Origin of the sequence: Arthrobacter sp. STN4 (assembly GCF_024539665.1) — a bacterium.
In the GTDB taxonomy this organism is placed as follows: domain Bacteria; phylum Actinomycetota; class Actinomycetes; order Actinomycetales; family Micrococcaceae; genus Specibacter.
In genome coordinates, this window is the sequence record NZ_JAKZGX010000006.1 from 93244 (window position 1) to 118366 (window position 25123).

General features: G+C 67.5%; 25 protein-coding genes. 20 read left to right on the top strand and 5 right to left on the bottom strand.

Annotated features, from left to right (window positions below; all coding sequences use genetic code 11):
• The gene (locus MMF96_RS06740) at positions 1–2481 is read right to left on the bottom strand and encodes a beta-glucosidase (RefSeq protein WP_256883011.1); all 2481 of its coding nucleotides are present in this window, start codon (positions 2479–2481) and stop codon (positions 1–3) included.
• A 70-nt stretch (positions 2482–2551) separates the two neighbouring features.
• Here MMF96_RS06740 and MMF96_RS06745 point away from each other — a divergent pair, with 70 nt between their 5' ends.
• Both MMF96_RS06745 and MMF96_RS06750 read left to right on the top strand, forming a co-directional pair.
• Complete coding sequence (locus MMF96_RS06745; RefSeq protein ID WP_256883012.1) at positions 2552–3157, top strand: TetR/AcrR family transcriptional regulator; 606 nt, start codon at positions 2552–2554, stop codon at positions 3155–3157.
• A gap of 14 nt (positions 3158–3171) precedes the next feature.
• A complete protein-coding gene (locus MMF96_RS06750; protein ID WP_256883013.1) occupies positions 3172–4383 on the top strand; it encodes an MFS transporter in 1212 nt (403 codons plus the stop codon).
• Here MMF96_RS06750 and MMF96_RS19780 read toward each other — a convergent pair.
• Entirely contained in the window at positions 4362–5033 is a 672-nt protein-coding gene (locus MMF96_RS19780; RefSeq protein ID WP_256883014.1) for a phosphatase PAP2 family protein, read from the bottom strand. The two genes, MMF96_RS06750 and MMF96_RS19780, sit on opposite strands and share 22 nt — an antisense overlap.
• 131 nt (positions 5034–5164) lie before the next feature.
• On the opposite strand from MMF96_RS19780, the gene MMF96_RS06760 reads away from it, so the two are divergent.
• Genes MMF96_RS06760 through MMF96_RS06785 form a run of 6 tightly spaced genes read left to right on the top strand, consistent with a single transcriptional unit; the run spans position 5165 to position 11902 of the window.
• The gene (locus tag MMF96_RS06760) at positions 5165–6112 is read left to right on the top strand and encodes an ABC transporter ATP-binding protein (protein WP_176617408.1); all 948 of its coding nucleotides are present in this window, start codon (positions 5165–5167) and stop codon (positions 6110–6112) included.
• A gap of 4 nt (positions 6113–6116) precedes the next feature.
• Entirely contained in the window at positions 6117–7022 is a 906-nt protein-coding gene (locus tag MMF96_RS06765) for an ABC transporter permease (RefSeq protein WP_176617407.1), read from the top strand.
• 47 nt (positions 7023–7069) lie between these two features.
• Positions 7070–8356: a sensor histidine kinase gene (locus MMF96_RS06770; RefSeq protein WP_256883015.1), complete on the top strand. Its 1287-nt coding sequence runs from the start codon at positions 7070–7072 to the stop codon at positions 8354–8356.
• A gap of 7 nt (positions 8357–8363) precedes the next feature.
• The gene (locus MMF96_RS06775; RefSeq protein ID WP_256883016.1) at positions 8364–9077 is read left to right on the top strand and encodes a response regulator transcription factor; all 714 of its coding nucleotides are present in this window, start codon (positions 8364–8366) and stop codon (positions 9075–9077) included.
• A gap of 48 nt (positions 9078–9125) precedes the next feature.
• Entirely contained in the window at positions 9126–10571 is a 1446-nt protein-coding gene (locus MMF96_RS06780) for an MFS transporter (RefSeq protein WP_256883017.1), read from the top strand.
• Positions 10572–10621: 50 nt separating this feature from the next.
• A complete protein-coding gene (locus tag MMF96_RS06785) occupies positions 10622–11902 on the top strand; it encodes a M18 family aminopeptidase (protein ID WP_256883018.1) in 1281 nt (426 codons plus the stop codon).
• Between the two features lie 2 nt (positions 11903–11904).
• Here MMF96_RS06785 and MMF96_RS06790 read toward each other — a convergent pair whose 3' ends face one another.
• Positions 11905–12546, bottom strand: coding sequence for a DUF1345 domain-containing protein (locus MMF96_RS06790; protein WP_256883019.1), 642 nt, complete (start codon positions 12544–12546; stop codon positions 11905–11907).
• Positions 12547–12777: 231 nt separating this feature from the next.
• Here MMF96_RS06790 and rpsF point away from each other — a divergent pair, with 231 nt between their 5' ends.
• The 5 genes from rpsF to dnaB all read left to right on the top strand — a co-directional run bounded on the left by rpsF (position 12778) and on the right by dnaB (position 16472).
• The gene (rpsF, locus tag MMF96_RS06795) at positions 12778–13083 is read left to right on the top strand and encodes a 30S ribosomal protein S6 (protein ID WP_176617403.1); all 306 of its coding nucleotides are present in this window, start codon (positions 12778–12780) and stop codon (positions 13081–13083) included.
• Positions 13084–13144: 61 nt separating this feature from the next.
• Positions 13145–13720 (top strand): single-stranded DNA-binding protein, encoded by a 576-nt coding sequence (locus MMF96_RS06800; protein WP_176617402.1) that lies wholly within the window; start codon positions 13145–13147, stop codon positions 13718–13720.
• A 92-nt stretch (positions 13721–13812) separates the two neighbouring features.
• Positions 13813–14052: a 30S ribosomal protein S18 gene (gene rpsR / locus MMF96_RS06805; RefSeq protein WP_003800144.1), complete on the top strand. Its 240-nt coding sequence runs from the start codon at positions 13813–13815 to the stop codon at positions 14050–14052.
• A 15-nt stretch (positions 14053–14067) separates the two neighbouring features.
• Positions 14068–14517, top strand: coding sequence for a 50S ribosomal protein L9 (gene rplI, locus MMF96_RS06810; protein ID WP_176617401.1), 450 nt, complete (start codon positions 14068–14070; stop codon positions 14515–14517).
• A gap of 572 nt (positions 14518–15089) precedes the next feature.
• Positions 15090–16472: a replicative DNA helicase gene (gene dnaB / locus MMF96_RS06815; protein WP_176617400.1), complete on the top strand. Its 1383-nt coding sequence runs from the start codon at positions 15090–15092 to the stop codon at positions 16470–16472.
• Here dnaB and MMF96_RS06820 read toward each other — a convergent pair.
• Positions 16425–17387 (bottom strand): DMT family transporter, encoded by a 963-nt coding sequence (locus tag MMF96_RS06820; RefSeq protein ID WP_256883020.1) that lies wholly within the window; start codon positions 17385–17387, stop codon positions 16425–16427. The genes dnaB and MMF96_RS06820 overlap by 48 nt on opposite strands.
• Positions 17388–17460: 73 nt before the next feature.
• On the opposite strand from MMF96_RS06820, the gene MMF96_RS06825 reads away from it, so the two are divergent.
• From MMF96_RS06825 to MMF96_RS06840, 4 genes are all read left to right on the top strand, one after another.
• Positions 17461–18390, top strand: coding sequence for a LysR family transcriptional regulator (locus MMF96_RS06825; protein WP_256883021.1), 930 nt, complete (start codon positions 17461–17463; stop codon positions 18388–18390).
• 4 nt (positions 18391–18394) lie between these two features.
• The gene (locus tag MMF96_RS06830) at positions 18395–19771 is read left to right on the top strand and encodes an MATE family efflux transporter (RefSeq protein ID WP_256883022.1); all 1377 of its coding nucleotides are present in this window, start codon (positions 18395–18397) and stop codon (positions 19769–19771) included.
• 9 nt (positions 19772–19780) lie between these two features.
• Complete coding sequence (locus MMF96_RS06835; RefSeq protein ID WP_176617396.1) at positions 19781–20371, top strand: DUF308 domain-containing protein; 591 nt, start codon at positions 19781–19783, stop codon at positions 20369–20371.
• A gap of 75 nt (positions 20372–20446) precedes the next feature.
• Positions 20447–20779 (top strand): hypothetical protein, encoded by a 333-nt coding sequence (locus MMF96_RS06840; RefSeq protein WP_256127945.1) that lies wholly within the window; start codon positions 20447–20449, stop codon positions 20777–20779.
• Between the two features lie 13 nt (positions 20780–20792).
• On the opposite strand, the gene MMF96_RS06845 is transcribed toward MMF96_RS06840, so the two are convergent.
• Positions 20793–21779 carry an N-acetylglucosamine kinase gene (locus tag MMF96_RS06845; protein WP_176617395.1) on the bottom strand — a complete coding sequence of 329 codons (987 nt, stop codon included), beginning with the start codon at positions 21777–21779 and terminating at the stop codon, positions 20793–20795.
• A 93-nt stretch (positions 21780–21872) separates the two neighbouring features.
• On the opposite strand from MMF96_RS06845, the gene MMF96_RS06850 reads away from it, so the two are divergent.
• From MMF96_RS06850 to ngcE, 3 genes are all read left to right on the top strand, one after another.
• Positions 21873–22844: a MurR/RpiR family transcriptional regulator gene (locus tag MMF96_RS06850; protein WP_218063172.1), complete on the top strand. Its 972-nt coding sequence runs from the start codon at positions 21873–21875 to the stop codon at positions 22842–22844.
• Positions 22837–23601, top strand: coding sequence for a sugar isomerase domain-containing protein (locus tag MMF96_RS06855; RefSeq protein ID WP_256883023.1), 765 nt, complete (start codon positions 22837–22839; stop codon positions 23599–23601). Before MMF96_RS06850 ends, MMF96_RS06855 begins: the two co-directional genes overlap by 8 nt.
• Positions 23602–23681: 80 nt before the next feature.
• Positions 23682–25097, top strand: coding sequence for an N-acetylglucosamine/diacetylchitobiose ABC transporter substrate-binding protein (gene ngcE / locus MMF96_RS06860; RefSeq protein WP_256883024.1), 1416 nt, complete (start codon positions 23682–23684; stop codon positions 25095–25097).
• The last annotated feature ends 26 nt before the right edge of the window (positions 25098–25123 follow it).

A 25123-nucleotide genomic window follows, 5' to 3' on the forward strand; every position in this document is an offset into this window, starting at 1 on the left:
CTACCGGACTTCCACCTCCGCCACCTGGAAATCATCCTCCAGATGCCGGCCCACCAGCACGGTGAAGACACCGCGCTCCTGCTGCCAGCCGCCGTCGTAGTGGGCGAGGGAGCGGGCCGGAACCCGGATGGCGACCGTGCCGGACGCCCCGGCGTCGAGCACCGTGTCCTTGTAGCCGGCCAACCAGCGCACCGGGCGGTCAACCGCTGAATCGGACCGGGCGAGGTAGACCTGGACGACGGCGCGGCCGGCGCGGCTCCCGGTGTTCGTGACGGGCACGCTGACTTCCACGTCCCCGCCAACATCCACCGCGGCCGGCAGGGACGGCGCGCCCAGGGCAAAGGTGGTGTAGCCGAGCCCAAAACCAAACGGATACGCCGGCGCGGCACCCCCGGCTGCCTGCTGCTTCAGCCAGGCCCGGTAGCCGAGGTGGATCCCCTCCCCGTACACCAGCCGGCCGTCCACCGGGGTCGTGTCCAGCACCGGCACGTCCTCCAGGGCGGCCGGCCAGGAGGTGGGCAGGCGCCCGCCGGGCTCCGCTGTGCCCAGAAGGATGTGCGCGACGGCATCGCCAAATTCCTGCCCGCCGAACCAGCCCAGCAGCACCGCAGCGACCTTTTCGCGCCAGGGCATGAGCACCGGCGAGCCCGAGTTCACCACCACCACGGTGCGCGGGTTCACGGCGGCAACCGCCTCCACCAGCGCGTCCTGGCGGCCGGGCAGGTCCAGGTTTTGGCGGTCGAAGCCCTCGGACTCGATGGCCGCATTGGTGCCCACCACGACGACGGCGACGTCTGCGGTGCGGGCATTTTCCACCGCCTCGGCAATTTCCGCCTCGGGGTCCGCAACCATGGTTTCCTCGCCGAGCAGGATGGCCGTCAGCGGGATGCCCGGGCCGGCGGGCAGCCGGTACAGCGCAGACAGCGCCACCCCGCCCCCGGCCGCCGTCGTGACGCCCAAGGTGCGCCGGGGCGGGTCGAAAAGGGCCGCTCCCAGCACGTTGGTGTGGTCCGTGAGCTCATCGTCAAACACCTCGGCGCCATCCACGCTCAGCCGGACCCGCCCCACCGTGCCGATGCCGATCGTGTGCAGGCCCGCCCCGGGCGCCGTCCACACCGTGTCCAGCCGGATCGCGGCCGTTCCCTCGGGGATGCCGGCTCCAAACCAGACCAGGCGCGAGGCCAGCCGGTCCTCGCCGCCGATCTCCGCCCCGGCCGCGTCGAGGAAGGTCACCCGCAGCCCCGGGACGTTGCCCACCGGGTTGTGCAGTTCCATACGTGGGAATTCCTGCAGCCCCTCGGCCACCTTGGCGCCGCGGCTGTAATGGACGACGGCGTCCGCCGGCAGTGCCTTGCGCAGCCCTTCCAGCGGGGAGACGGTGTGCCTGGGCTGGACCGTGGCGCTGCCGCCGCCCTGCGTGCGGGCCTGCTCGGCGTTGTGCCCGATCACCGCCACCCTGCGCAGTGAGGCAGGGTCGAGGGGGAGCAGCCCGCCCTCGTTGCGGAGCAGGACGGCACCCCGGGTGGCGGCTTCGCGGGCCAGGGCGGCGCCGTCGTATTTTCCGGCGGGAGCGGCGACGGCCGGTTCAAAACCGTCCAGCACGCCCACCCGGGCGGCCAGGCGCAGGATCCGGGTGACCTTTTCGGTGATCCTGGCCCGGGGCACGCGCCCGTCCTCGACGGCAGCCACCAGGGCGGGGCCCCAATGGCCCACGGGACCGGGCATTTCCAGGTCCTGGTTGGCGTTGGCGGCCTCCACCGAGCGGACGGCGGTCCAGTCGGAGACCACGACGCCGTCGAACCCCCATTCCGTGGATAGCGGCGTCTCCAGCAGGTCATTTTCGCTGGCGGTGGTGCCGTTGATGGAGTTGTAGGAGCTCATGACCAGCCAGGCCCGGGCCGCCGTGACGGCCTCTTCGAACGCGGCCAGGTACAGTTCGCGCAGCGGCCGCCCGGCCACGACGGAATCCGCCGTGAACCGGTCGGTCTCCGCCTCGTTGGCGAGGTAGTGCTTGGGTGTGGCGCCAACCCCCATTGACTGCACGCCCTCCACATAGGCGGCGGCGAGCGAAGCGGTCAGCAGGGGGTCCTCGCTGAGGGCCTCAAAATGGCGTCCGCCCAGTGGCGAACGGTGGAGGTTGATGGTGGGGCCGAGGATGGCGTGGACGCCCTTGCGGCGGGCCTCCTGCCCGAGCACCTGCCCGTAGCGCCGGGCCACGTCCCTGCTCCAGGTGGCGCCCAGGGCGGATCCCGACGGCAGCGACACGGAGTCGTGCCGTTCGTCGAAGTCCTCCCCGCGGACGCCGGCCGGGCCGTCGGAGAGCACGACCCGGCCCAGCCCGATCTCCGGGATGGCGCGCGTGGACCACACATCGGCCCCGGTCAGCAGCGAAACCTGCTGCTCCAGGGTCAGGGACCCGGCGAGCGTGCGCAGCCGGGCATCGGTGGCGGCGAGCGGTTCGGGACGGGGCGTGGAAGTCATGCGGCCAGCGTACCGACAAAAACAAAGTCTGACTAGATTTTGATCCGGGCCGTGACATAGACTGGGCGGCATGTTGGTTCCGCCATCCCGCGGGAGGTACGCCAAGGGCGTTGAACGCCGGGAACAAATCATCCAGACCGCCACGGACGTCTTCGCCACGGAAGGGTTCGAGGGGACGGCCCTCAGGCGCGTCGCCGAGCTGGTGGGCGTCCGCGAATCCACCCTTTTCCATTACTTTGGCACCAAGCAGGAACTGCTGACGGCCGTGCTGGAGGAACGCGACAGGCGCGCCCACCGGGACCTGGGCGGGGAGGGCGGGGACATGGTGTCCGCACTGCCCGCCGTGGCGCGGAGCAATGCCGCCCAGCCGGGACTGACCACGCTGTATGCCGTGGCGTCGGCCACGGCCAGCGCGACGGACCACGCATCCCACGAGTACTTCCACAACCGGTTCAAGGCCGTTGTGGACAACGCGGCCCGCGACATCGCCGCCAGGCAGGAAGCGGGCACACTGCGCACCGACCTGCCGGCCGTGGTCCTCGCCAGGCTGCTGGTGGCGGCGTCGGACGGGCTGCAGCTGCAGTGGATGTACGACAAAACCCTCGACATGGCCCGGGACCTGGATTCGCTGGCCACCACCTTGTTCGCCCGGCCAGCAGTGCCCAACAACCAGTGAAAGCCAGTCCCATCATGCCCAAGCGGCCGGTCCGCCACGCGGCCATGGCCACCTTTGCCGTTTTTGCCATCAACGGCTTTGTCTTTGCCAGCTGGGCCGCCCGGATCCCTGCCGTCACGCGGGTCCTGGGCCTGACCGCCGGGGAGATGGGGCTGCTGCTGCTGACCATCGCCGCCGGCTCCGTCATTGCACTGCCGCTGGCCGGGACCGTGGTGGGGCGCCTGGGCACGGCGTCCACGGTGCGGACGGGCGGCTTCACCTCCTCCTTTGGCGGGCTTATCATCGCCACCTCGCTGGCCTTGGGCTCGGTCCCCCTGACCGCCGTGGGACTGTTTTTCTTTGGCGTGGGAATCGGGCTGTGGGACGTGTCGCAAAACGTGGAGGGCGCCGACGTCGAACGGCACCTGGGCAGGACCATCATGCCCCGGTTCCACGCGGGCTTCAGCGGAGGGGCCCTGCTGGGTGCGCTCGTCGGCGCCGGGCTGTCCGCCCTGCACGTGAGCATGTCAGCGCACCTGTTTGCCATCGTGGTGCTGGTGGTGGCCGCCATGCTCACCGTGCCGCGGCACTTCCTGCCGCGGGCCGCCGGCGGGCCGGCGGCGGAAGCAGCGCCGGCGGAAGCGCCGGCGAAGGGCCGCAGCGCCTGGTCGGAAAGCCGCACTCTCATGGTGGGGCTCGTGGTCCTCGGCGCCGCCCTGACCGAGGGCGCGGCGAACGACTGGATCGCCAAGGCCACCGTGGACGGGATCGGGGCCACCGAATCGGGCGGCGCCATCATGTTCGCCGTCTTTGTGGCCTCCATGACGGCGTTCCGGTTCTTCGGCGGCCGTTTCATCGACGCCTACGGCCGCGTGCCGGTCCTCTACGGCAGCCTCGGCGCCGCCTTGGTGGGGCTGGTGCTCTTTGTCATGGCGCCGGACATCTGGCTTGCGGGCCTGGGCGCGGTCTTCTGGGGTGCGGGGGCGGCGCTGGGCTTCCCCATGGGCATGTCGGCCGCCGCCGACGATCCTGCCAAGGCCGCCGCCCGCGTATCCGTGGTTTCCACCATCGGCTACGTTGCCTTCCTGGCCGGCCCGCCGCTGCTGGGTTTCCTGGGCGACCACGTCACCGTCCGCCGGGCGCTGCTGGCGATCGGCGTGGCGATCATCGCCTCGATCCTCACCGCCCCGGCTGCCAGGCCGCTGCCGGCCGAAGCACATGCAGCCTATGAGGGCAGCGGCCGCTGAACTACATGCCGCTCCAGGCATGTATCCCGCACCAGGGCCCACAGCAGGAGCGTCAGGCCCAGCCCCAGCAGCGCCCCGGCAATCGTGTCCGAGAGCCAATGGGCGCCCAGGTACATGCGGCTGTAGATCATGGCAACGCTGAGCACGGCACCGCTGGCCCACATCCACAGGCGTCCCAGCGCGACGGCGGTGGCCACCATTGCTGCGACCGTGGCACTTACATGCCCCGAAGGGTATGAAGCGGTGCTGACGTGCACCAGGCGGTCCAGGGGGCGGTCCCGGCCCACCAGGAACTTGAGCAGGTGCGTGGCGCCCAAGGTGCCCAGGTTTGCCCCGGCCGTGAACAGCGCCAGGCGGCGGTGGCGGACCAGGAGGGCAAGGAACAAGGCGGCGCCATAAAGGATCATCCCGGTGTTGCCGACAAAATCCAGCACCTTGTTCACGGTGGTGAGCCACGGCGTGCGGGAGGCGTCCAGCGCAACATTCCAGGCGTCGTCGTACGCCTGGAAGAACGGGTGGCCGGCGGAAGCGGAGAGGACCAGGGCGCCGGCCAGCACCACGGCCAGGGCAGGGCCGGAGGCCCAGAGGAGCACAGGCAGCGGGGCCCGCAACGGCCGAAGGCGGGGCCTGGACTTTTCGATGGCAAGCACCCGGCAATTCTAGGACCGCCTCATCCAAAGGGACGACCCTGGCCGGACCCTGATTCATCCCTGAGATCGAAGAAAACGCCAGCTTCGGTGCGTACGGTTGAAGGGACCACGAGAAACAAGGGGATGTCCACATGATTGAGGCAGTAAACCTCGCCAAGCACTACGGTGCCAAGACCGCGGTGGCAGGTGTCACCTTCACGGTCAAGCCCGGAATGGTGACGGGCTTCCTCGGTCCCAACGGCGCCGGCAAGTCAACCACCATGCGCATGATCGTGGGCCTGGACAAGCCCAGCGCCGGCAGCGTCACTGTCAATGGCAAGCCGTACGCAAAGCACCACGATCCGCTCAGGCAGGTGGGAGCGCTGCTTGACGCCAAGGCCGTGCACACCTCGCGCAGTGCCTACAACCACCTGCTGGCCATGGCCGCCACGCACAACATCCCCAGAAGCCGCGTCCACGAGGTCATCGACATGACCGGGCTGGCCGCCGTCGCCAAGAAAAAGGCCGGCGGCTTCTCCCTCGGCATGGGCCAGCGCCTGGGCATTGCCTCGGCCCTGCTGGGCGACCCGCAGACGCTGATCCTGGACGAACCCGTCAACGGCCTGGACCCGGAAGGCGTGTTGTGGGTGCGCAACCTGGCCAGGCACCTGGCCGGGCAGGGAAAAACCGTGTTCCTCTCCTCCCACCTGATGAGCGAGATGGCGCTGACGGCCGACCACCTCATAGTCATTGGCCGGGGCCGGATCATTGCCGACGCCCCCATAGCCGAGATCCTTGCCGGCAGCCAACAGGCCAAGGTCCGCGTCCGCACCCCAGAGGCCGTCCGCCTGGGCCGGCTGCTCAGCGGCCCGGGCGTGCAGGTCCAGTCCAGCGAGAACGAGACCCTGGAAGTCACCGGGGTTGATTCCCGCCAGATCGCCCGGCTTGCCCTGGACAACGGCGTGCTGGTCTATGAACTCACGCCTCTGACCACATCCCTGGAAGATGCCTACTTTGACCTGACAAAGGATTCAGTGGAGTACCACTCGCAGGAATTCGATGACGGGGCCGAGCCGGCCGCCGCCCTGAAGGGACGCTAAAAAGATGAGTACGACGACGATTCCGGCCCATTCCGCCGCTTCCGGCGGAACCGGACTGACTTTCCTGGGCGTGCTGCGCAGCGAATGGATCAAGTTCCGGTCCCTGCGATCCACCCAACTGCTCCTGCTCTTTACCTTTGTGGCCGTGGTGGGCGTGGGCACCATTGCCGCGTTCCTGCGCGGCACGATCATTGACCAGCTCATGAAGTTTGGCGCCGAACGGCCCTCGCCGGGCGCCGCGGCGGGGCACAAGTTGACCCTGGACCAGGCCATCAGCGCCGCCAACGCCCAAGGCATCAACATCTACGGCATCCCCATCGCCGGGCTGCAGTTGGGGATCCTGGTGCTCGGGGCCCTGGCCGTGCTGTTGATCGCCTCCGAATTCGGCACCGGCATGATCCGCTCCACCATGACCGCGGTGCCCAAGCGGCTGCCAACCTTCTTCGCCAAGGCCATCGTGCTGGTGGTGGTCTCCTATGTGCTGACCTTGGTGGCAGCCTTTGTCACCTTCCTGGTCTCCATCCCGATCCTGCACGGATACGGCATTGACATGTCGCTGGGCCGTGACGGCGTGGTCTACAGCATCTTCATGGGCGGCGTTTACGTGGCGGGCGTTGCCCTGGCCGGCCTGTCCCTGGGCACGTTGATCCGCAGCTCGGCCGGGGGCATCATCGTCCTGGTGGCACTGTTCTTCCTGCTGGAAATCGCCACCTCGCTCCTGGGCCTGGTCCCCGGTGACTTCTGGAAGTACGTGGGCCAGTACATCCCCAGCGTGGCCGGCGGACGGATGCTGGAGATTGGTGACAAGGCCGCGTTCATCAGCCCCCTGTCCGGCGGGCTGATCTTCCTGGGCTGGATCGTGCTGGTCACGGTGCCGGCCATCATCAGCCTCAAGACCCGTGACGTCTAGGACGGCCTGGTGGCAGGCGTTGCAGCCTGCCTTCTAGACTCACCCTTATGCGCACACATGACCAGGCGGGGGCTGCGGAACGAACGTCCGCCGTCCCCGCCGATGTACCCGCCGCCGCACTGCTGGCCGATGAATTCTCGGCCAGCCGCCGCGGCGTGGTGCGCAAGTACTTCCACAACCATCCCCGCGTCATGGACGTGGTGGTGGTCCTGGCCTACCTGGTGGCCAGCGCCGGGGCCCTGATCAGCCCGCGAATGACCGGCCACGGTCCCGTCCAGCTGGTCCTGGTGGCCGCGTCCTGCATTGTGCTGATGTTCCGGCGGGACAAGCCCCTGGCCGTGCTGGCCGTGCTGCTCGTCTTTGAAGTCATCAACATTGCCATGGTGCCCGCGGCCAGCAATGTCGGGGCCAGCGTCTGGTTCGCGCTGTACGTGGTGGCCCTGGTCTACCGGGGCATCTTCAGCTTTACGGTCGCCGCCGTGGCATCCATCCCGCTCATGGCCTACACCCTGCTCTTTTATCAGTTTCCCACCGAATTCCTCACCGCCAACGGCCCCACCGCCGGTGAAAGCAACGTCATCACGGCCATTGCGACGCTCCTGTCCAACGTCATCGCCACGGGGGTGGGTGCATCCGTGCGGCGCAGCCGCGAACACGAGGCCGAACTGCGCCAATGGGCCGTGCGCAATGCCCAGCTGGCCTCCATAGGTGAACGGAACCGGATTGCCCGCGAAATGCACGACGTCGTGGCCCACTCCCTGACCGTGATGGTGGCACTTTCCGACGGCGCCGCCGTCGTGGTGAAAAGGAACCCGGAGCAGGCGGCGGACGTGCTGGGCCAGCTGTCCGGAACCGGGCGGACCGCGCTGGCGGACATGCGCCGCGTCCTGGGGGTGCTGCGCGACGACTCCGGCACGGAGCCGCGGTCCCCGCAGCCGGCCCTGACGGATCTGGCAGCGCTGTTTGAAGGATTCCGGCAGGCCGGGCTGCCGCTGTCGGTCACGCAGTCCGGACCATCGCTGCCCCCGGACCCGGCCCTGCAACTCACCGTCTACCGCATTGTGCAGGAGTCGCTGACCAACGTGCTGCGCTACGGCACCTCGGTCTCGCGCGTACAGGTGCTCATTGAAAACAACCCGGACGCGGGGCAGCTGAAGGTGGCCGTGGCCGACGACGGGCGCGGCTCGCTGGATGCCTCCATGGGGACGGGGCATGGGCTGGTGGGCATGCGCGAACGGGCCCGCATCTACGCCGGCACCGTCACGGCCGGTCCCGCCCCGGCCGGCGGCTGGGCCGTGGACGCGGTGCTCCACCCCGCCGCGGCGCAGGACTGAGCGCCGGATGTCCACCCCCGCAATCAAGGAGAACACGGTGACCCGCCAAAGCATCAAGGTCCTGCTGGTGGATGACCAGCCGCTGCTGCGCATGGGATTCCGGCTGATCCTGGAGGGCGAGGACGACCTGAGCGTGGTGGGGGAGGCCTCCAACGGGATTGAGGCGCTGGCCGCCGTTGACCGCCTGGCACCTGACGTGGTGCTCATGGACGTGCGCATGCCCCTCATGGACGGGATCGAGGCAACGGGAAAAATCAGCAGCTCCGCCGCCGAGGCCCGGGTCATCATCCTGACCACCTTCGACCTGGACGAATACGCCTTCGCCGGGCTGCAGGCCGGCGCCTCCGCGTTCCTGCTCAAGGACGTGGCACCGGCCGAACTGGTCAATGCCGTGCGCCTGGTGGCCAGCGGCGACGCCGTCGTGGCGCCCCGCGTCACGCAGCGCCTGCTGGAAAACTTTGTCAGGTCGCAGCCCGCACGCACACAACCGCGGCGGGACCCGCTGCTGGAGGAACTGACGCCGCGGGAGCTGGAAGTGGCCCTCGCCATTGCCCAAGGCCTTTCCAACGCCGAGATCGCCCACCGGCTGTTTCTGTCCGAGGCCACGGTGAAGACCCACGTGCGCCGGATCCTGACCAAGCTGCACCTGCGCGACCGGGTCCAGGTGGTGGTGTACGCCTACGAAACCGGCCTGGTCATACCCAGTAACCCTGATTACTAAACGGGGTTACCATTGCCTAGAAGTTAATTTCGAGCAGGGGAGTTTAACATGTCATCTCCGAAAGAAGAAATTGCGGCAACTCCCGGACAGTTGGTCATCGCCAGGCTTGAGCGCCTCGACGTTTGGTCGCTGTCCTACGTTTTTATCGGAATCATCGGGCTCGGATTCCTTTTCACTTTTTACGACATCTTTGACATCAACGTCTCCTTCATCCAGACGTGTGTGGCCCTCAAGCCCGGCTGCACCCCGGAGAATGCCCTGGAGGCGCTGCCGTACCCGGTGGTCCTGAACCTGGCCGGCTACGTGGTGGGCACCTTGGTCCTGAGTCCTTACGCGGACAAGGTGGGGCGGCGGAACATGCTGCTGATCACCATGCTCATCACCGGGCTTGGTTCGCTCTACAACGCCCTGGCCCCAGGGTACGTGAATTTCAACATTGCCCGCATCATCACCGGCATCGGCATCGGTGCCGACCTGGCCATCGTGAACACCTACATCAACGAGGTGGCGCCCCGGCGTGCCAGGGCCAAATTCACCACCATCATCTTCATCATGTCGGCCCTCGGCGCGTTCGTCGGGATCTGGCTCGGGCTGATCCTCACCACGCCCGCCACACCATGGCCGCAGGGCCTGCCGTTTGCGGTGGCGGGACCGGGGTTCGCCAACGGCTGGCGGTGGATGTACGGGGTGGGGGCCATCCTGGCGCTGGTCGCGATCTTGTTGCGGGTGCAGCTGCCTGAATCCCCACGATGGCTGATCGGCCAGGGCAGGGTGGAGGAAGCAGATGAGGTCGTCAGCGGCATGGAGTCCCGGGCCATCCGCCACGGCGCCTTGCGCGAACCTGTCCCGGCCGACGCCGCCGCCGTCCCGCCGCCGCCGTCGAAGGTCCCCTACCGCGACTTGTTCACCAGTCCGCTCTACCTGCGGCGGATCCTGCTGCTGTTCGCCATCTGGTTTATCGGCTACATCACCGTTTACTCCTATGCCTCAGGGTTCACGAGCATCCTGGTGGCGCTGCACTTCTCGCCGCCTGCGGCCGGCGTCATAGCCGCCGTCGGCACCATCGGCTTCGTGGGCGAGGCCGTTGTGATGTCCTTCCTGGTGGAGAAGCTGGAACGCAGGTATTGGCTGCCCATCGGGGCGGCGGTGACGATTATTGGAGCGCTCCTCATCGCCACGGCCGGAACCACCATCACCATCTCCTTTATTGGCGCCATCCTGATCTTCGCCGGCTTCAACATGTGGGTGTCCCCGACGTACGCGCTCAGTGCCGAGAGTTTCCCGACCCGGGCGCGGACCACCGGATTCGCACTGGTCGACGGTGTGGGGCACATCGGAGGTGGCATCGGCGTATTGGTGATTGCGCCGTTCCTGCCGCACATGTCCGTCCTCGGGGCCTTCATGCTGATTACCGTGTTCATTGTGGTGGCCTCGATCCTTGTCCAGTTCACCCCGCACACCCGCAACCGCCCCCTCGACGTGATCTCGCCGTGACGGCCGGTGGCCGGGGCCTGCCGGCGCGGAAGCCGTGATTGAATCGGAGCATGACTTCCGTTGAGCACATCCAGGACCTGCGCGACTTCATAGAAGCGTCGCCGTCCAGCTTCCACGCCGCCCATGAAGCGGCCAGGCGGCTGGCGGCGGCCGGCTTCACCCGGCTGGACGAACGCGCCGACTGGCCCGCCCATGGAAAGCACTTTGTGATCCGCGACGGCGCCATCATCGCCTGGGCCGTGCCGGAGAACGCCACCGCCACCACCGGGTTCAACATCCTCGGAGCCCACACGGACTCGCCCTCCTTCAAGCTCAAGCCCAAGCCCACCACGGGCCGGTTCGGCTGGCTCCAGGCAGGCGTGGAAGTCTATGGCGGGCCGCTGCTGAACTCCTGGCTGGACCGCGAGCTCCAGTTCGCCGGCCGCCTCGTGGACCTGGACGGCACCGAAACGCTGGTGGCCACCGGGCCGCTCCTGCGCTTCCCGCAGCTGGCCATCCACCTGGACCGCGGGGCCAACGACGGGCTGAAGCTGGACAAGCAGCAGCACATGAACCCCATCTGGGGCCAAGGCCACCCCGGCACGGCGGACCTGCTGGGGCTGCTGGCCGAGAGGGCCGGCCTGGACGCCGACGCCATCGGCGGCTACGACATCGTGGTGGCGGACACCCAGCCCGGACAGGTTTTCGGCGCCAACAACGAGTTCTTTGCCGCCGGCCGGATGGACAACCTGACGTCCGTCCACGCCGGCCTGGCGGCGCTCATCAACGCCGCGGCCCCCGGCACCGCCGCGGACACCGTCATTCCCGTCCTCGCGGCCTTTGACCACGAGGAGATCGGCTCGGGCTCGCGCTCGGGCGCGTGCGGCCCCCTCCTCGAGGACATCCTGGTCCGCGTGTCCGACGGCCTGGGCGCCTCGGCGAGCGACCGGCGTCGCGCCTTCAGCACTTCCTTTTGCCTCTCCGCCGACGCCGGCCACGCAGTCCACCCGAACTACTCCGAGCGCCACGACCCGGCGAACCTGCCGGTGCTGGGCGGCGGCCCGCTGCTGAAGATCAACGCCAACCAGCGCTACGCCACCGACGCCACGGGTGCCGCCATCTGGGCCGGGCTGTGCAGCGCGGCCGGCGCACCATACCAGGAATTCGTCTCCAACAACGATGTGCCGTGCGGCTCCACAATCGGCCCGCTGACGGCCACCCGCCTGGGCATCCGCACCGTGGACGTGGGCACGCCCCTGCTGTCCATGCACTCGGCCCGGGAGCTGTGCGGGGTGGAGGACCCCTTCCACCTGGCCCGCATCACGGAGACGTTCTTCCGCACGGCGGTGTAGGGCTACGAGGCCAGGCTCACCACCAGGTTGATGGTGGTGGCCAGGATACCGGTGCCAAACACAAAGGCGAGCAGGCTGTGCCTCAGCACCGCAGAACGCATGGGCCGCGTGGTGATGTTGGTGTCCGAAACCTGGTAGGTCATGCCCACGCTGAAGGCCATGTAGGCGATGTCGGTGTACTGCGGCGGCGCGTCCTGGTTGAAGCTGATGCCGCCCGGCTCGCCCGCGTAGTAGATTTCCGCGTAGCGCAGGGTGAACAGCGTGTGCACCAGCAGCCAGGACAAGGCCGTGCACGCCAAGGCCAGCAGCGCCAGCAGCAGCCTGGCCCCGCCCGTGACGTCCTTGCTGCCCACCATGACCAGCACGACGGCGGCCAGCGAACCCAGCGCCGCCAGCAGGATCAGCAGGTCCGAGGTGCGCCGGTCCGGATCTTCCTCCAGCGCGTGGGCTGCGGTGCGGCGGCTGTCCATGGGGGCGATAACCAGCCACACCCACAGGTTGTAGATCAAGGCGGCCACGGACCAGCCGATGGCGGGGGCGTACACGCCTGCGCCGAATACGGCGGTGGCCGCCGCCGCGGCCAGCCCGGCCAGGAACATGACGGCCAGGCGCCGCTTGCGGTGTTGGGCACGTGTGGTTTCCATGGGGAGATCATGCCACGGGCGGGGCCGCGGCGCGGGCAGGCCCGGCCCCGCGCTGTGGCGGGGCTTACGGGAAAGGGGGAGCGCCCGGCGTCGTGCGTAAGCTAAGATGGATAAGTCTGTGCCGGCCCCTGCCCACCTTGCGGTGGACAAACGGGGTCCGCAGGCACCGCAAATGAACCTCCTGTTACGGAAAGACCGTAACCGCTTAGCCCAAAGGAGGTGGGTTCACATATGCGTCCTTACGAATTGATGGTCATCATCGACCCCGAGGTCGACGAGCGTACCGTAGAGTCGTCTCTTCAGAAGTTCCTCAATGTCATCACCACCGATGGTGGAACCATCGAAAAGGTAGACATCTGGGGCCGTCGCCGCCTGGCGTACGAAATCAAGAAGAAGTCCGAAGGTATCTACGCCGTGGTGAACTTCACCGCTACGCCGGCTACCGCCCAGGAACTTGACCGCCAGCTTGGCCTCAACGAGACCATCATGCGCACCAAGATCATCCGTCCGGAAGACCAGAAGGTCGTGGCCGAGTAATTTCGGCCCGCCCCACAAGTTTTTCACCGTAGGAAAACACCCAAGCAGGAAGCAGGAGCAGATGGCAGGCGAAACCACTATTACGGTCATTGGCAATCTCACCAGTGACCCCGAACTGCGCTTTACACCGAGCGGTTCAGCAGTAGCGAACTTCACCGTTGCGTCCACTCCGCGGACCTTTGACCGCCAAACCAACGAGTGGAAGGACGGCGAAACGCTGTTCCTCCGCGCGTCGATCTGGCGGGAAGCGGCAGAAAACGTGGCCGAGTCCCTTACCAAGGGCACCCGCGTCATTGTCTCCGGCCGGCTGAAGTCGCGGACCTACGACACCAAGGAAGGCGAAAAGCGCACCGTCATGGAGCTTGAGGTCGACGAGATCGGCCCCTCGCTGCGTTACGCCAACGCCAAGGTCAACCGCACCCAGCGCTCCGGCGGACAGGGTGGGAACAACTTCGGCGGCGGCAACGCCGGCGGGGGACAGGGCGGTTTTGGCGGCGGCCAGCAGGGTGGCGGCAACGCCCCCTGGGGCGGCGGCCAGCAGCAGCAATCGGCTCCGGCCTCCGATCCGTGGGCAACGCCCGGCGGATCAACCGGCGGCTGGGGTGCCGGCCCGGACAATTCTGAGCCTCCCTTCTAGCAACAACGTTTTACATAGTGCGGCAACCGCCGCACACCCACCATCCCGCGGATTAATATCCACGGGCTCCACGAACACTAAGGAGCTCCACGATGGCTAAGGCTGAACTCCGTAAGCCCAAACCAAAGTCCAATCCCTTGAAGGCCGCTGACATCACCGTCATCGACTACAAGGACGTAGCATTGCTGCGCAAGTTCATCTCTGACCGTGGAAAGATCCGTGCGCGCCGCGTCACGGGCGTCACGGTCCAGGAGCAGCGCAAGATCGCCCAGGCAATCAAGAATGCCCGCGAAGTTGCACTGCTGCCCTACTCCGGCGCTGGCCGCGGTTAAGGGAGATAAATAAACATGGCAAAGCTCATTTTGACCCACGAAGTAACCGGTCTCGGCACCTCGGGCGACATCGTCGAGGTGAAGAACGGTTACGCACGTAACTACCTTCTGCCCCGCGGCTTCGCCCTGCCCTGGTCCAAGGGAGGCGAGAAGCAGGTTGAGTCCATCAAGGCTGCACGCGCCGCCCACGAGCACGCTTCCGTTGAAGCTGCCCAGGCCCAGGCTGCCGAGCTGTCCGCCAAGCCGGTCACGCTGACCGTCAAGGCCGGCGAGGCCGGACGCCTGTTCGGCACCGTCAAGACTGACGACGTCGCCAAGGCCGTTGCTGCTGCCGGTCTCGGCAACATCGACAAGCGCAAGGTTGAACTGCCCGCCCACATCAAGACGGTTGGCAAGTACACGGCAAACGTGCGTCTCTACGAAGACGTCACCGCCGTCATCACCCTGAACGTCGTGGCCGGCTAACAGCCCGCTTCACGCTTCAGCCCGAAGGCCGGTTCCCGTTCGCGGGGGCCGGCCTTCAGGCGTTCCCGGCCAGCCCGGCGCCGCAGCGCGGCGGTCCTGTTACCGGCTGGTACATGCGCCTTCGTACATAACTGCAGGTCAGCGCCGCCCTGTCGGGCTGCGTGATTCACAGCTGGGCATACTTCTGTGGATATCCCGGGCCCACCCCTTGATTTTCCTCCTTGTCAACATGCAAGTTGTGGATGGGAGCGATGTGAAAATTTCTTTTCCTCCACAGGCGGTGGGGAGTGTTTGTGCAGGTCAGAGCCGGATTGGTGATGGAACTCATTGCTTATCCACATAGTTCTCCCCATCCTGTGCACAAGGCATGGCACTTAATGCACAAGTTATGCACAGGGTCGGTGGACAACGAGGTTGGCAGTTGTCCACAGAGCGTCTACCGTTGCAGGGGATCCCCTCCGCGAACGGCAATAATGTCGTTATGTGCTGGTAGGACGGGAGGAAGCACTCCAAGCCGAATCAATCGGTTGCGTAGCATGCCAGGCCAGCAGGTAGGAAAGTGGGCACAACTCATGTCAGCTCCAGCAATGGACACCGCCGTTTCGTCCAGGGAGCCGGACTTCGCCCGGACGCCCCCGCAGGACCTTGTCGCCGAGCAAAGCGTGCTGGGCGGCATGATGCTCTCCAAGGACGCCATCGCGGACGTCGTGGAGGTGCTGCGCGGCAACGATTTCTACCGCCCCTCCCACGAGAGCATCTATGAGGCCATCCTCGACCTATACGGCCGCGGCGAGCCTGCCGACGCCGTCACCGTTGCCGACGAGCTGACCAAGCGCGGCGAGATCGCGAAGGCCGGCGGCGCCGCCTACCTGCACCAGCTCATCCAGTCCGTGCCCACCGCCGCCAACGCCGGCTTCTACGCCGAGATCGTGGCCGAGCGCGCCGTGCTCCGCCGCCTGGTCACGGCCGGCACCAAGATCGTCCAGATGGGGTATGCCCAGGACGGTGAGGTGGAGGACGTGGTGAACGCGGCCCAGGCGGAGATCTTCGCCGTGGCCGAACGCCGCACCACCGAGGACTACGTGATCCTCAAGGACGTCATGGAATCCACGGTCGATGAAATCGAGGCGTCGGGCCACAAGGGCGAGGGCCTGACCGGCGTGCCCACCGGCTTCTACGAATTCGACGAACTGACCAACGGCCTGCACCCGGGGCAGATGATCGTCATCGCGGCCCGCCCGGCCGTGGGAAAGTCGACCTTCGCCCTTGACTGGGCGCGGTCGGCCGCCATCGGCCACAACATGGCGACGGTGGTGTTTTCCCTGGAAATGGGCCGCAACGAGCTGGCCATGCGCCTGCTTTCGGCCGAGGCCACCATCAGCCTGCAGGACCTCCGCAAGGGCACTGTCAAGGACGACCAGTGGTCGAAGATCGCCACGACCATGGGTAAAATGAACGACGCCCCGCTTTTCATCGACGATTCGCCCAACATGTCGCTCATGGAAATCCGCGCCAAGTGCCGGCGCCTGAAACAGCAGCACGACCTCAAGCTCGTCATCCTGGACTACCTCCAGCTCATGTCCTCCGGCAAGCGCGTGGAATCGCGCCAGCAGGAAGTCTCCGAGTTCTCCCGTGCGCTGAAGCTGCTCGCCAAGGAGCTGCAGGTGCCCGTCGTGGCGCTCTCGCAGTTGAACCGAGGCTCCGAGCAGCGCACGGACAAGAAACCGATGGTTTCGGACCTTCGCGAGTCCGGGTCGATCGAGCAGGATGCGGACATGGTCATCCTGCTCCACCGCGAGGACATCTACGACAAGGAGTCCGCACGCGCCGGCGAGGCCGACGTCATCGTCGCCAAGCACCGCAACGGCCCCACCAAGACGATCGTGGTGGGCTTCCAGGGCCACTACTCACGGTTTGCCAACATGGCCAGCGACAGCGGCGGAGGCGGGTACTAGCCCCGGCAGTTCCGGCACTGCAAGCCTGGTCCGGGCCTCGATCCGCTGCCCGGCATGGCATCCTGCCACGATCAGGGCTGCGCCAAGCGCCCCGGACCAGCCAACAGCCTCCCCGGCGAGCAGCACGCCCGCAAGCACGGCCCACACCGGTTCGGTCCCCATCAAGAGGCTGGCCCGGGCGGCCGAAGTGCGCCGCACCGCCCAGAGCTGGACCAAAAACGCGAACACGCTGCAGGCCAGGCCCAGGAACAGCACGCGCAGCCAGCCGGACGGGCCAAAGGCAAACGCAGCCGTTGCCATTCCCGCCGGATCCATTGCCACGCCGGCCCCCGTGCACACCGCCGACTGGATGAGCGTGATGGTGACGGAACTGAACGGCTTGTGCCGGGTCAGCGTGCCCAGCAGGGTCACGTGGCCGGCCCGGACCGCCGCCGCGGCCAACATGAGCAGGTCGCCGGGGTTGGGTGCGCGGAACCCGCCGCCGGAGACCAGCAGCGCCACGCCCACTACGCTGACCACGGCCGCCACGAAGAATCCGGGCGGCAGCCAGCGCCTCGCGGCCGCGGAATCGACCAGCGGCGTGAACACCACCACCAGGCTGATGATCAGGCCCGCCTTGGACGCGCGTGTCTGGGCCACGCCCCAGGTCTCCAGAAACAGGACCGCCGCCTGGGTCAACCCCAGCAGCACACCGGTCCACAGTTCCGCACGCCCCGGGACCCGGCGCACCCGCCACAGCCACACGGCGCCCAGGGCCAGGGAGGCCACGACAAAGCGCCATCCCAGCACTGCGGGCACGGAGGCCTCCGCCGTCAGTTCCTTCGCCACCAGATAGCTGCCGCCCCACACGGCCGCCACGCCCAGCAGCGCCACATCCACGCCGCGGCCGCCCGGGCCGCCCTTCAAGGTCTTCACAGCCTCCATCCTGACGCCGCAAATACCTTCGCACCAGATGCCAATTCACGGGGCTATGCATTAGTTTGAACTTATGGAAATAGGCCAGTTGAGGGCGCTGCGCGAAGTCCAGGCGAGGGGAAGCATCGCCGCGGCTGCGCAGGCGCTGCACGTCACGCCGTCGTCCGTCTCGCAACAGCTCTCCGCCCTGCAGCGCAAGGCCGGGACGGCGCTGACGTTCAAACAGGGCCGCCGCACCGCACTGACCCCCGCGGGCCTGGCGCTGTGCCGGGCCGCGGCCGACGTGGAGGTGGCGCTGGCCCGCGCGGAAACGGCCGTCCAGAGGTTCGCGGACGACGCCGGCGCCCCTGTCAGCGTGGCCGCCTTCCACAGCGCCGGGCTGGCCCTGTTCCGCACCCTGGAGCAGGCCGTGGCCGAAAGCGGGGGCCCGCGGCTGGCGTTGTCGGACGAGGACGTGGCCCAACAGGACTTTGCCACCCTCACGGCCGACTACGACGTGGTGGTGGCCCACCGGCTGGCCAACAGCCCCGGCTGGCCGGCGACGGTGCACGCCACCGCGCTGGCGTTTGAGCCCCTCGACGTTGCCGTCGGTGCCGGACACCGGCTGGCCCGGCGCAAGAGCCTGGTCCCCGCAGACCTTCGCGGCGAACAGTGGATTTCCGTGCACCGCGGGTTCCCGCTGGAGGGGGCCATCGAGCTGATCGGCACGCTGGCAGGGGAGGAGGCGGCGATCGCGCACCGGATCAACGAGTTCTTCGTCGCCGCATCCGTCGTGGAGCGCGGCTCCTGCATCTCACTCATGCCGCGGTACACCGTGAACCGCATGCACTTTCCACAACTCGTGCTCGTCCCGCTGCGCACCCCGCGGCTCGGGCGGCACATCGACCTGCTGGCCCGGCCCGAGGCGATGGAACGGACCGGCGTGCAGCACGTCATCCGTGCCCTGCACACGGTCATGGCCGGGCTCGCGGATGCCGGGGCACTGCCGGCGCCGATACGCTAGGTCCATGCCCAAACCTGTGCCGCAAAAGGCTCCGGCTGCCCCCGCGCCCGGACAGTCCACCTCCCGGCAAATCCTGCACCTGGCGGTCCCGGCGTTTGGTGCGCTCATCGCCGAACCGCTGTTCCTGCTCGCCGACTCCGCCATTGTGGGCCACCTGGGTGTTGCCGAACTGGCCGGCGTGGGCCTGGCCGCAACCGTCCTGCAGACCGTGGTGGGACTCATGGTGTTCCTGGCATATTCCACCACCCCGGCCGTGGCCCGGCTGCTCGGGGCCGGCCGCCGCGCCGACGCCCTCGCCGTGGGCCGCGACGGACTCTGGCTGGCCCTGGGCCTGGGGCTGGCACTTGCCGTCGCGGGCTGGCTGGCGGCAGGCCCCGTGCTGTCCGCGATGGGGGCCCGCGGCGTGGTCCTGGGCTTCGCGCACGAGTACCTGCTGGTCAGCATGGCGGGCATCCCGGCCATGCTGCTGGTCCTGGCGGCCATGGGCGTGCTGCGCGGCCTGCAGGATACCCGGACCCCGCTCGTGGTGGCCGGCGTGGGCTTCACCGTGAACATCGCCCTGAACTTTGCCCTGGTGTACGGCCTGGGCCTGTCCGTGGCCGGCGCGGCGCTCGGCACGGTCCTGGCGCAGTGGGGGATGGCAGGCGTGTACCTGGTGATCGTGGCCCGGGCTGCCCGCGCCGAGGGCGTGTCCGTGCGACCCGACTGGGCCGGCGTCCGCACGGTCTCCCGCGTGGGCGGCTGGCTCATGGTCCGCACCCTGTCGCTGCGCCTGGCCATCCTCGCCACCGTGGTGGTGGCCACCGCCCAGGGGCCGGCCAACCTGGCCGCGCACCAGCTGGCCATGACCCTTTTCACGTTCCTGGCCTTCGCGCTCGACGCCCTCGCCATTGCGGCCCAGGCGCTCATCGGGAAGGAGCTGGGTGCCGGCCGCGTCACGGCCGTGCGCGTCCTCACGCGCACCATGACGTGGTGGGGCCTGGGCTTCGGGGTGGTCACGGGCGTGGCCCTGTGGGCGGCCGCCCCCGGCGTCGGCTGGCTGTTCACCAACGACGCCGGCGTCCACCGGGCGCTCGCCGCCGCCCTCGTCGTGATGGCCGTCGGGCAGCCGCTGGCGGGCTACGTCTTTGTGCTGGACGGCGTGCTGATCGGCGCCGGTGACGCACGGTACCTGGCCCTGGCCGGGCTGGTCAACGTGGCCGTCTACCTGCCGCTGCTGTGGTGGGTCTGGGCTGCCGTGCCGGGCGGCAGCCCGGCAGCCCTGGGCTGGTTGTGGGCAGCGTTCAGCCTCGGCTACATGGCGGCCCGGGCCGCGACGCTGGGGCTGCGCGCCCGCACGGGACGGTGGATGCAGGTGGGGGTCCCGGCTGGCCGCGGCTAGACTTGGGGGGTGAGTGAAACTGCCGTGCCGCAAGGGGCACATCCCACTGTGAACAAAGCCCGCGGGGCCCTGTTGTGGCAGCCGGTGCTGTTCCGGTCCATGGCCACGCTGCTCTTTGGCATCATCACGGTCTTTTTCGGGGCCCCGGGCACGCTGGGCCTCTGCCTGAACTTCGGCTGGTACTTCGTGGTGCTTGGCCTCTCGCACTACTGGATTGTGCGGCGGCTGGCCCTGCCGCGCGGCGATGCCAAGCGTCTGGCCCTCATGGGCGCCGCCGCCCTCCTGGCCGTGGCCGGCGTCGTGGTCTTCATTGCCGTCAGCACCGTGCTGGCGGCGTGGCTGGGCGCCGCGGCGCTTGCCGTCATGGGTGCCGCCGAGCTGTACGCGGCCCTCACCTCGGCCCGCTCGCAGCTGCGCAGCGACTGGCTGATTTCCGGCGTCCTGGGCTTGGGCACCGGCGTGCTCCTGCCCTTTTTCATCACTTCCGGCCCGCACGGGCTGCTGGGCGTCAGCGGCGGCGGGGCGCTCATGACCGGCGCACTGTGGCTGCTGTCCGCGCTCACGCTGCGCCATGACACGCGCACGCCAAAAGGAAAGTAAACTTGAAGCAATTGTTCTACTTAACGTAGAACGCACCGAGGTGAGCCGGTGCCAAACAACACCTAAGGATCCATTGTGGGCAAAGAAGAGCCGCAAAGCCCGAAGTCGGGCAATTCCATCAAGTTCCCCCTGGGCTTTTCCTTTGCGCTGGGGGCCGTGGCCGGCATCGTGGTGCTGGTGGTGTCCGCGGGCGGCACCGTGCACGGGCTGCGCTGGGACCTGGGCGGCATCGCCTTTGGCATCGCGTTCATCGCGGCGCTGTTGATCTCCTCGCTGCTGGTCATGGGGCACAAGGAAAACCCCGACTACCTCAGCGAGGGCTCGGGCGTGAACCGCCGTTCCTCCGACCGCCTGCCGGGCGCCCGGCAGGCTGGAAAAAAGGGCGACGGCGGCACCCCCGCCGCCTAGGCCCGCCCGCGGCTCAGTCCCGCAGGGCGGCCAGGCTGGAGGCGATCCGGCCAAAGACGATGGCATCCACGGCAATACCGTGGCGCTTGAGTGCCAGCACGGCCGCACCCGCCACGCCGTCGTGGACCAGCACCGGCACCGGGCGCGCACCCGGGCGCCGCAGGGAGACTTCCTCCACCACGGCAGCCGCCACCGGGGCACCCTTGGTCAGTACGCTGCCGCCAAACACAAGCGGGCCGCCCGGCCCGCCACCCCCGACGGCCAGCAGCGTGCCGGCCAGCGCGGCTGCCGCACGGTCCATGATGTCCCGGGCCACGGGATCGGCGGGGACATCGAAGACCCTGGGCGCAAAACGCGAAAGCTGGACGGGCATGAACCCGTACACGGCGTTGATCAGCTGCTGCAGGGTGCCCGTGCGGCCCGAGGCCCCGACGGCCGGATCCGCCTGCAGGCCAAGCTGCGCCAGCACCCCTTCCGTCAGCGCGGTGCCCGGCCCCCTGCCGTCCAGGGCGGCTGCGACGGCCCGGACAGCCTCGCGCCCCAGCCAGAAGCCGGAGCCGCTGTCGCCCAAAAGCCACCCGGCGCCGTCGGCCACGGCGGCGAGCCGCCCGCCCTCCACCCGGGCCGCCACCGCGCCGGTCCCGGCGATGAGGGCATGGCCCGCATCGTGATAGCTTCCGGAATAAAATACCGCCAATAAATCAGATTCAATCGTTATGCCCTGCGCCGGATTGAACTCCCGGAGGTGTTCCAGGAGCAGCCCCGGCGGCTGCGCCAGGGAGGCCCCGGCCATGGCGACGGTGGCTGAATGCACCGGGCGCGCGGACCCGCCAAGGGCCTTCCGGGATGCCCGCAGCACGGCATCCGCCGCACCGCGGAATCCGCGCGATACCGGGTTTCCGGCACCTGATTCGCCATACCCGAGGCATGTGCCCGAGGGTGACACCAGCACGGCCCTGGTGGAGGTTCCACCGGCGTCGACTGCCAGGAAATTATGCATCGTTACCATTCCGTGCCCTCGATGTGACTTGACTAACACTCATGATGATAATAGTTTTCAATTATTGATCGCAAAAAGGAAATGGATTTTCACATGACACCGTTCACCGATGCCCCCATGGCGGCACATGCTGCCGGTGTGGTGAACCGCATCCAGGCCAAACTACCGGACATGCCGGCCGCGATGGCGAAGATTGGCGTCTTCCTGCTGGCACAACCACAGGCCCCCCTGGAACTGTCCATCCTGGAACTGGCCGGACAGACCGGGACCTCCCCGGCCACCGTGACGCGCTTCTGCCGCCTGCTCGGGTATGCCGGCTACGTGCCCTTCCGTGTGAGCATCGCCTCGGACGTCGGCCGCAGCGACGCCCGCGAATCCTGGAAAACGGACATTGGGCGCGCTTTTGGCCCCGACGATCCCGCCGGCGACGTGCTCAGCACGCTGGTCAATGCGCACACGCGTTCCCTGGAGGAAACCGCCGCGGTCATGGACCTGGCGCTGATGAACAAGATTGCCCGCCGGATCGCCATGAGCTCACATGTGGACATCTACGGCATTGGCGGCAGCGCCGTCATGGCCAAGGAACTGCAGTCGCGGCTCTACCGCATCGGCGTCAATGCCCACCACTGGTCCGAAGTCCACGCCGGCCTCACCAGCGCCGCCATCCAGGACTCCAACTCGGTGGCCATCGGCATTTCCAACACGGGCCGCACGGAGGAAACCATAGAAATGCTGCGGGAAGCCGGGGAGGCCGGCGCCCTGACCGTGGCGTTGAGCAACAACCCCGGCTCGCCGCTCGCGGAGATCGCCGACGAAGCCATCATCACCTCCGTCCACGAACAGTTCCTCCAGCCGGACGACCTTTCGGCCAAGCACGTGCAGCTCCTGGTCCTGGATATGATCTACCTGCTGGTGGCCCAAACGAACTTCACCCAGTCCGCCGCCAGCCTGGCCGCCTCAGCCGCGGCCGTCTCCCCGCACCGCCGCCCCACAAGGGCGGCCCGCCGGGAGCTTGGCGGCGGCCGGCTCCAGCGTGCAGGGGGAAGGGCCCCCGGGCATGTCTGAGGCCATCGTGGACTTCAGCCGGGAAGTCAGCTCACGGCTGGCGGAGATCACCGGCTGGGCTGCCGGCGGCGGAATGGCCGCCGCGGCCGCCGCCCTCGCGGACGCCGTGGCCAACGACGGAGTCATCCATGCCTTTGGGACCGGGCACTCCGAGGCGTTTGCGATGGAGATCGCCGGCCGGGCCGGCGGGTTGATCCCCACCAGCAAGATTGCGTTGCGGGACGTGGTGCTGCACGGAACACGGGAGGCGGCTGCCCTGGATGCCACGACGGGGTCCGTCCTGGAGCGTGAGGACGGCGTCGCGGAGGAACTTTTTGGGCTGCAGGCCGTGGAACCGCACGACATCTTCATCATTGCCTCCAACTCCGGCGTCAACGCTTCCGTGGTCGGCCTGGCACTGCTGGCCAAGGAGCGGGGGCACACCGTGATAGCCGTGACAAGCCTGGCGCACACGGCCGCCGTCGGGAGCAAGCACCCCTGTGGGATGCGTCTCAGCGAAATTGCGGATATTGTTATCGATAACAGGGCGCCGTTTGGCGATACAACCCTTGAGATTTCCGGCGGAGGGAGAGTGGGGGCGGTGTCATCGATAACAGGCGCGTACATTGCGCAGCTGTTGACCATTGAGACTGTCCAATGCCTGATCCGTGCGGGGAAAAAACCGCCCATCTATGTTTCGGCAAACACCCCGGGCGGCGATGAACACAACAATGCGCTGGTGGCCAGCTATGCCGGCCGGCTCAGGCGTGAGGCATGACTGGACGAAGCCGGAACCATACCCAAAGTACAAAGCAGTACCTGTAGCGCTCGTACCAACAATGGAAGGCAGTACAAAAAATGAGTATTTTGAACAAGCCGGTGCAACGGCGTGGATTCCTCCGCGGGGCCCTGGCCGCGGCCGTTGTGGTCCCCCTGGGCGGGGCCCTGGCCTCCTGTGCAGGCGGGGGCAGCACCACCCAAACGTCCACCGCTGCCGGTGGCGCCGTCTCGGCCACCAACCCGTTCGGCGTGGCCAAGACGGGCACCCTCGACGCCGTCATCTTCAAGGGCGGCTACGGCATTGACTATGTTGACTTTGCCGGGGACATCCTGAAGAAGAACTACCCGGGCATCGACGTGAAGATCAGCCCCTCAACCAACATCGCCCAGGAGCTGCAACCCCGCTTCGTGGGCGGCAACCCGCCGGACCTCATCGACAACTCCGGCGCCAAGGCCATCGGCTTCAGCACCATCCTGGACCAGCTCGAGGACCTCAAGTCGATCACCGAAGCGAACAACCTGGAAGGCACCAGGATCGCCGACACCCTGTACGACGGCGTCCTGGCCCCCGGGACGTTCGGCGGGAAGGTTGCGGCCATCAACTACGTGTTGACGGTGTACGCCCTGTGGTATTCCAAGTCCCTTTTCGATGCCAACGGCTGGAAGGTTCCGACCACCTGGGACGAGGCCATGGACCTGGGTGCCAAGGCCAAGGCCCAGGGCAAGTACCTGTTCCTCTGGGGCAAGGAAGCCGCCACCTACTACCAGACGATGGCCATCGAATCCGCCATCAAGGAGGGAGGCGACGAGGTCCGCCTTGCGCTGGAAAACCTCAAGCCCAACTGCTGGTCGCTGCCGGCCGTCCAGAGCGTCTTCAGTGCCCTGGAAAAGATCATCAAGGCCGGCTACGTCAAGCCCGGCGGATCCGGAACGCAGTTCACGGCCGCCCAGGCGCAGTGGTCCAACAACCAGGACGCCCTGCTGTACCCGTCGGGGTCCTGGATTGAGAACGAGATGAAGGACCAGACCAAGGCCGGCTTCAAGATGACCGGGACCCCTGTGCCGGTCGTCACCTCGAGCCCGAAGATTCCGCAGATCGGCGTCCGTTCCGCGGCAGGGGAGCCGTACATTGTCCCGTCGAAGGGCAAGAACACCGCCGCCGGCAAGGAACTGCTGCGCACCATGCTCTCCAAGGAATCGGCCGTCAACTTCGCGAAGACCAAGCTGGCCCCCACGGTCGTCAAGGGCACCGTGCCGGCAGACGGCTTCGGCTCCACGGCGCTGGTTTCCCAGATCTCCATGCTGGACAACGCGAAGAAGAACATCTTCACGTGGAACTTCGTGGACCTTTACGGCATGAACCAGGACCAGCTGGTGCCGTGGAACTCCTTCCTGGACGGCAAGCTGGACACCGCCGGCCTGACCAAGGCGCTGCAGGACATCACCGACAAGGTCGCCAACGACAGTTCGGTCACAAAGATTGAAGTGAAGTGACACAGGCACTAAACCGTGTGCAACCG

Excerpts from the sequence above, each read along its gene's own strand:
- MMF96_RS06740 (WP_256883011.1), bottom strand. The coding sequence starts at position 2,481 with ATGACTTCCACGCCCCGTCCCGAACCGCTCGCCGCCACCGATGCCCGG.
- MMF96_RS06745 (WP_256883012.1), top strand. The coding sequence starts at position 2,552 with ATGTTGGTTCCGCCATCCCGCGGGAGGTACGCCAAGGGCGTTGAACGC.
- MMF96_RS06750 (WP_256883013.1), top strand. The coding sequence starts at position 3,172 with ATGCCCAAGCGGCCGGTCCGCCACGCGGCCATGGCCACCTTTGCCGTT.
- MMF96_RS06760 (WP_176617408.1), top strand. The coding sequence starts at position 5,165 with ATGATTGAGGCAGTAAACCTCGCCAAGCACTACGGTGCCAAGACCGCG.
- MMF96_RS06765 (WP_176617407.1), top strand. The coding sequence starts at position 6,117 with ATGAGTACGACGACGATTCCGGCCCATTCCGCCGCTTCCGGCGGAACC.
- MMF96_RS06770 (WP_256883015.1), top strand. The coding sequence starts at position 7,070 with ATGCGCACACATGACCAGGCGGGGGCTGCGGAACGAACGTCCGCCGTC.
- MMF96_RS06775 (WP_256883016.1), top strand. The coding sequence starts at position 8,364 with ATGTCCACCCCCGCAATCAAGGAGAACACGGTGACCCGCCAAAGCATC.
- MMF96_RS06780 (WP_256883017.1), top strand. The coding sequence starts at position 9,126 with ATGTCATCTCCGAAAGAAGAAATTGCGGCAACTCCCGGACAGTTGGTC.
- MMF96_RS06785 (WP_256883018.1), top strand. The coding sequence starts at position 10,622 with ATGACTTCCGTTGAGCACATCCAGGACCTGCGCGACTTCATAGAAGCG.
- MMF96_RS06790 (WP_256883019.1), bottom strand. The coding sequence starts at position 12,546 with ATGGAAACCACACGTGCCCAACACCGCAAGCGGCGCCTGGCCGTCATG.
- rpsF (WP_176617403.1), top strand. The coding sequence starts at position 12,778 with ATGCGTCCTTACGAATTGATGGTCATCATCGACCCCGAGGTCGACGAG.
- MMF96_RS06800 (WP_176617402.1), top strand. The coding sequence starts at position 13,145 with ATGGCAGGCGAAACCACTATTACGGTCATTGGCAATCTCACCAGTGAC.
- rpsR (WP_003800144.1), top strand. The coding sequence starts at position 13,813 with ATGGCTAAGGCTGAACTCCGTAAGCCCAAACCAAAGTCCAATCCCTTG.
- rplI (WP_176617401.1), top strand. The coding sequence starts at position 14,068 with ATGGCAAAGCTCATTTTGACCCACGAAGTAACCGGTCTCGGCACCTCG.
- dnaB (WP_176617400.1), top strand. The coding sequence starts at position 15,090 with ATGTCAGCTCCAGCAATGGACACCGCCGTTTCGTCCAGGGAGCCGGAC.
- MMF96_RS06825 (WP_256883021.1), top strand. The coding sequence starts at position 17,461 with ATGGAAATAGGCCAGTTGAGGGCGCTGCGCGAAGTCCAGGCGAGGGGA.
- MMF96_RS06830 (WP_256883022.1), top strand. The coding sequence starts at position 18,395 with ATGCCCAAACCTGTGCCGCAAAAGGCTCCGGCTGCCCCCGCGCCCGGA.
- MMF96_RS06845 (WP_176617395.1), bottom strand. The coding sequence starts at position 21,779 with ATGCATAATTTCCTGGCAGTCGACGCCGGTGGAACCTCCACCAGGGCC.
- MMF96_RS06850 (WP_218063172.1), top strand. The coding sequence starts at position 21,873 with ATGACACCGTTCACCGATGCCCCCATGGCGGCACATGCTGCCGGTGTG.
- MMF96_RS06855 (WP_256883023.1), top strand. The coding sequence starts at position 22,837 with ATGTCTGAGGCCATCGTGGACTTCAGCCGGGAAGTCAGCTCACGGCTG.
- ngcE (WP_256883024.1), top strand. The coding sequence starts at position 23,682 with ATGAGTATTTTGAACAAGCCGGTGCAACGGCGTGGATTCCTCCGCGGG.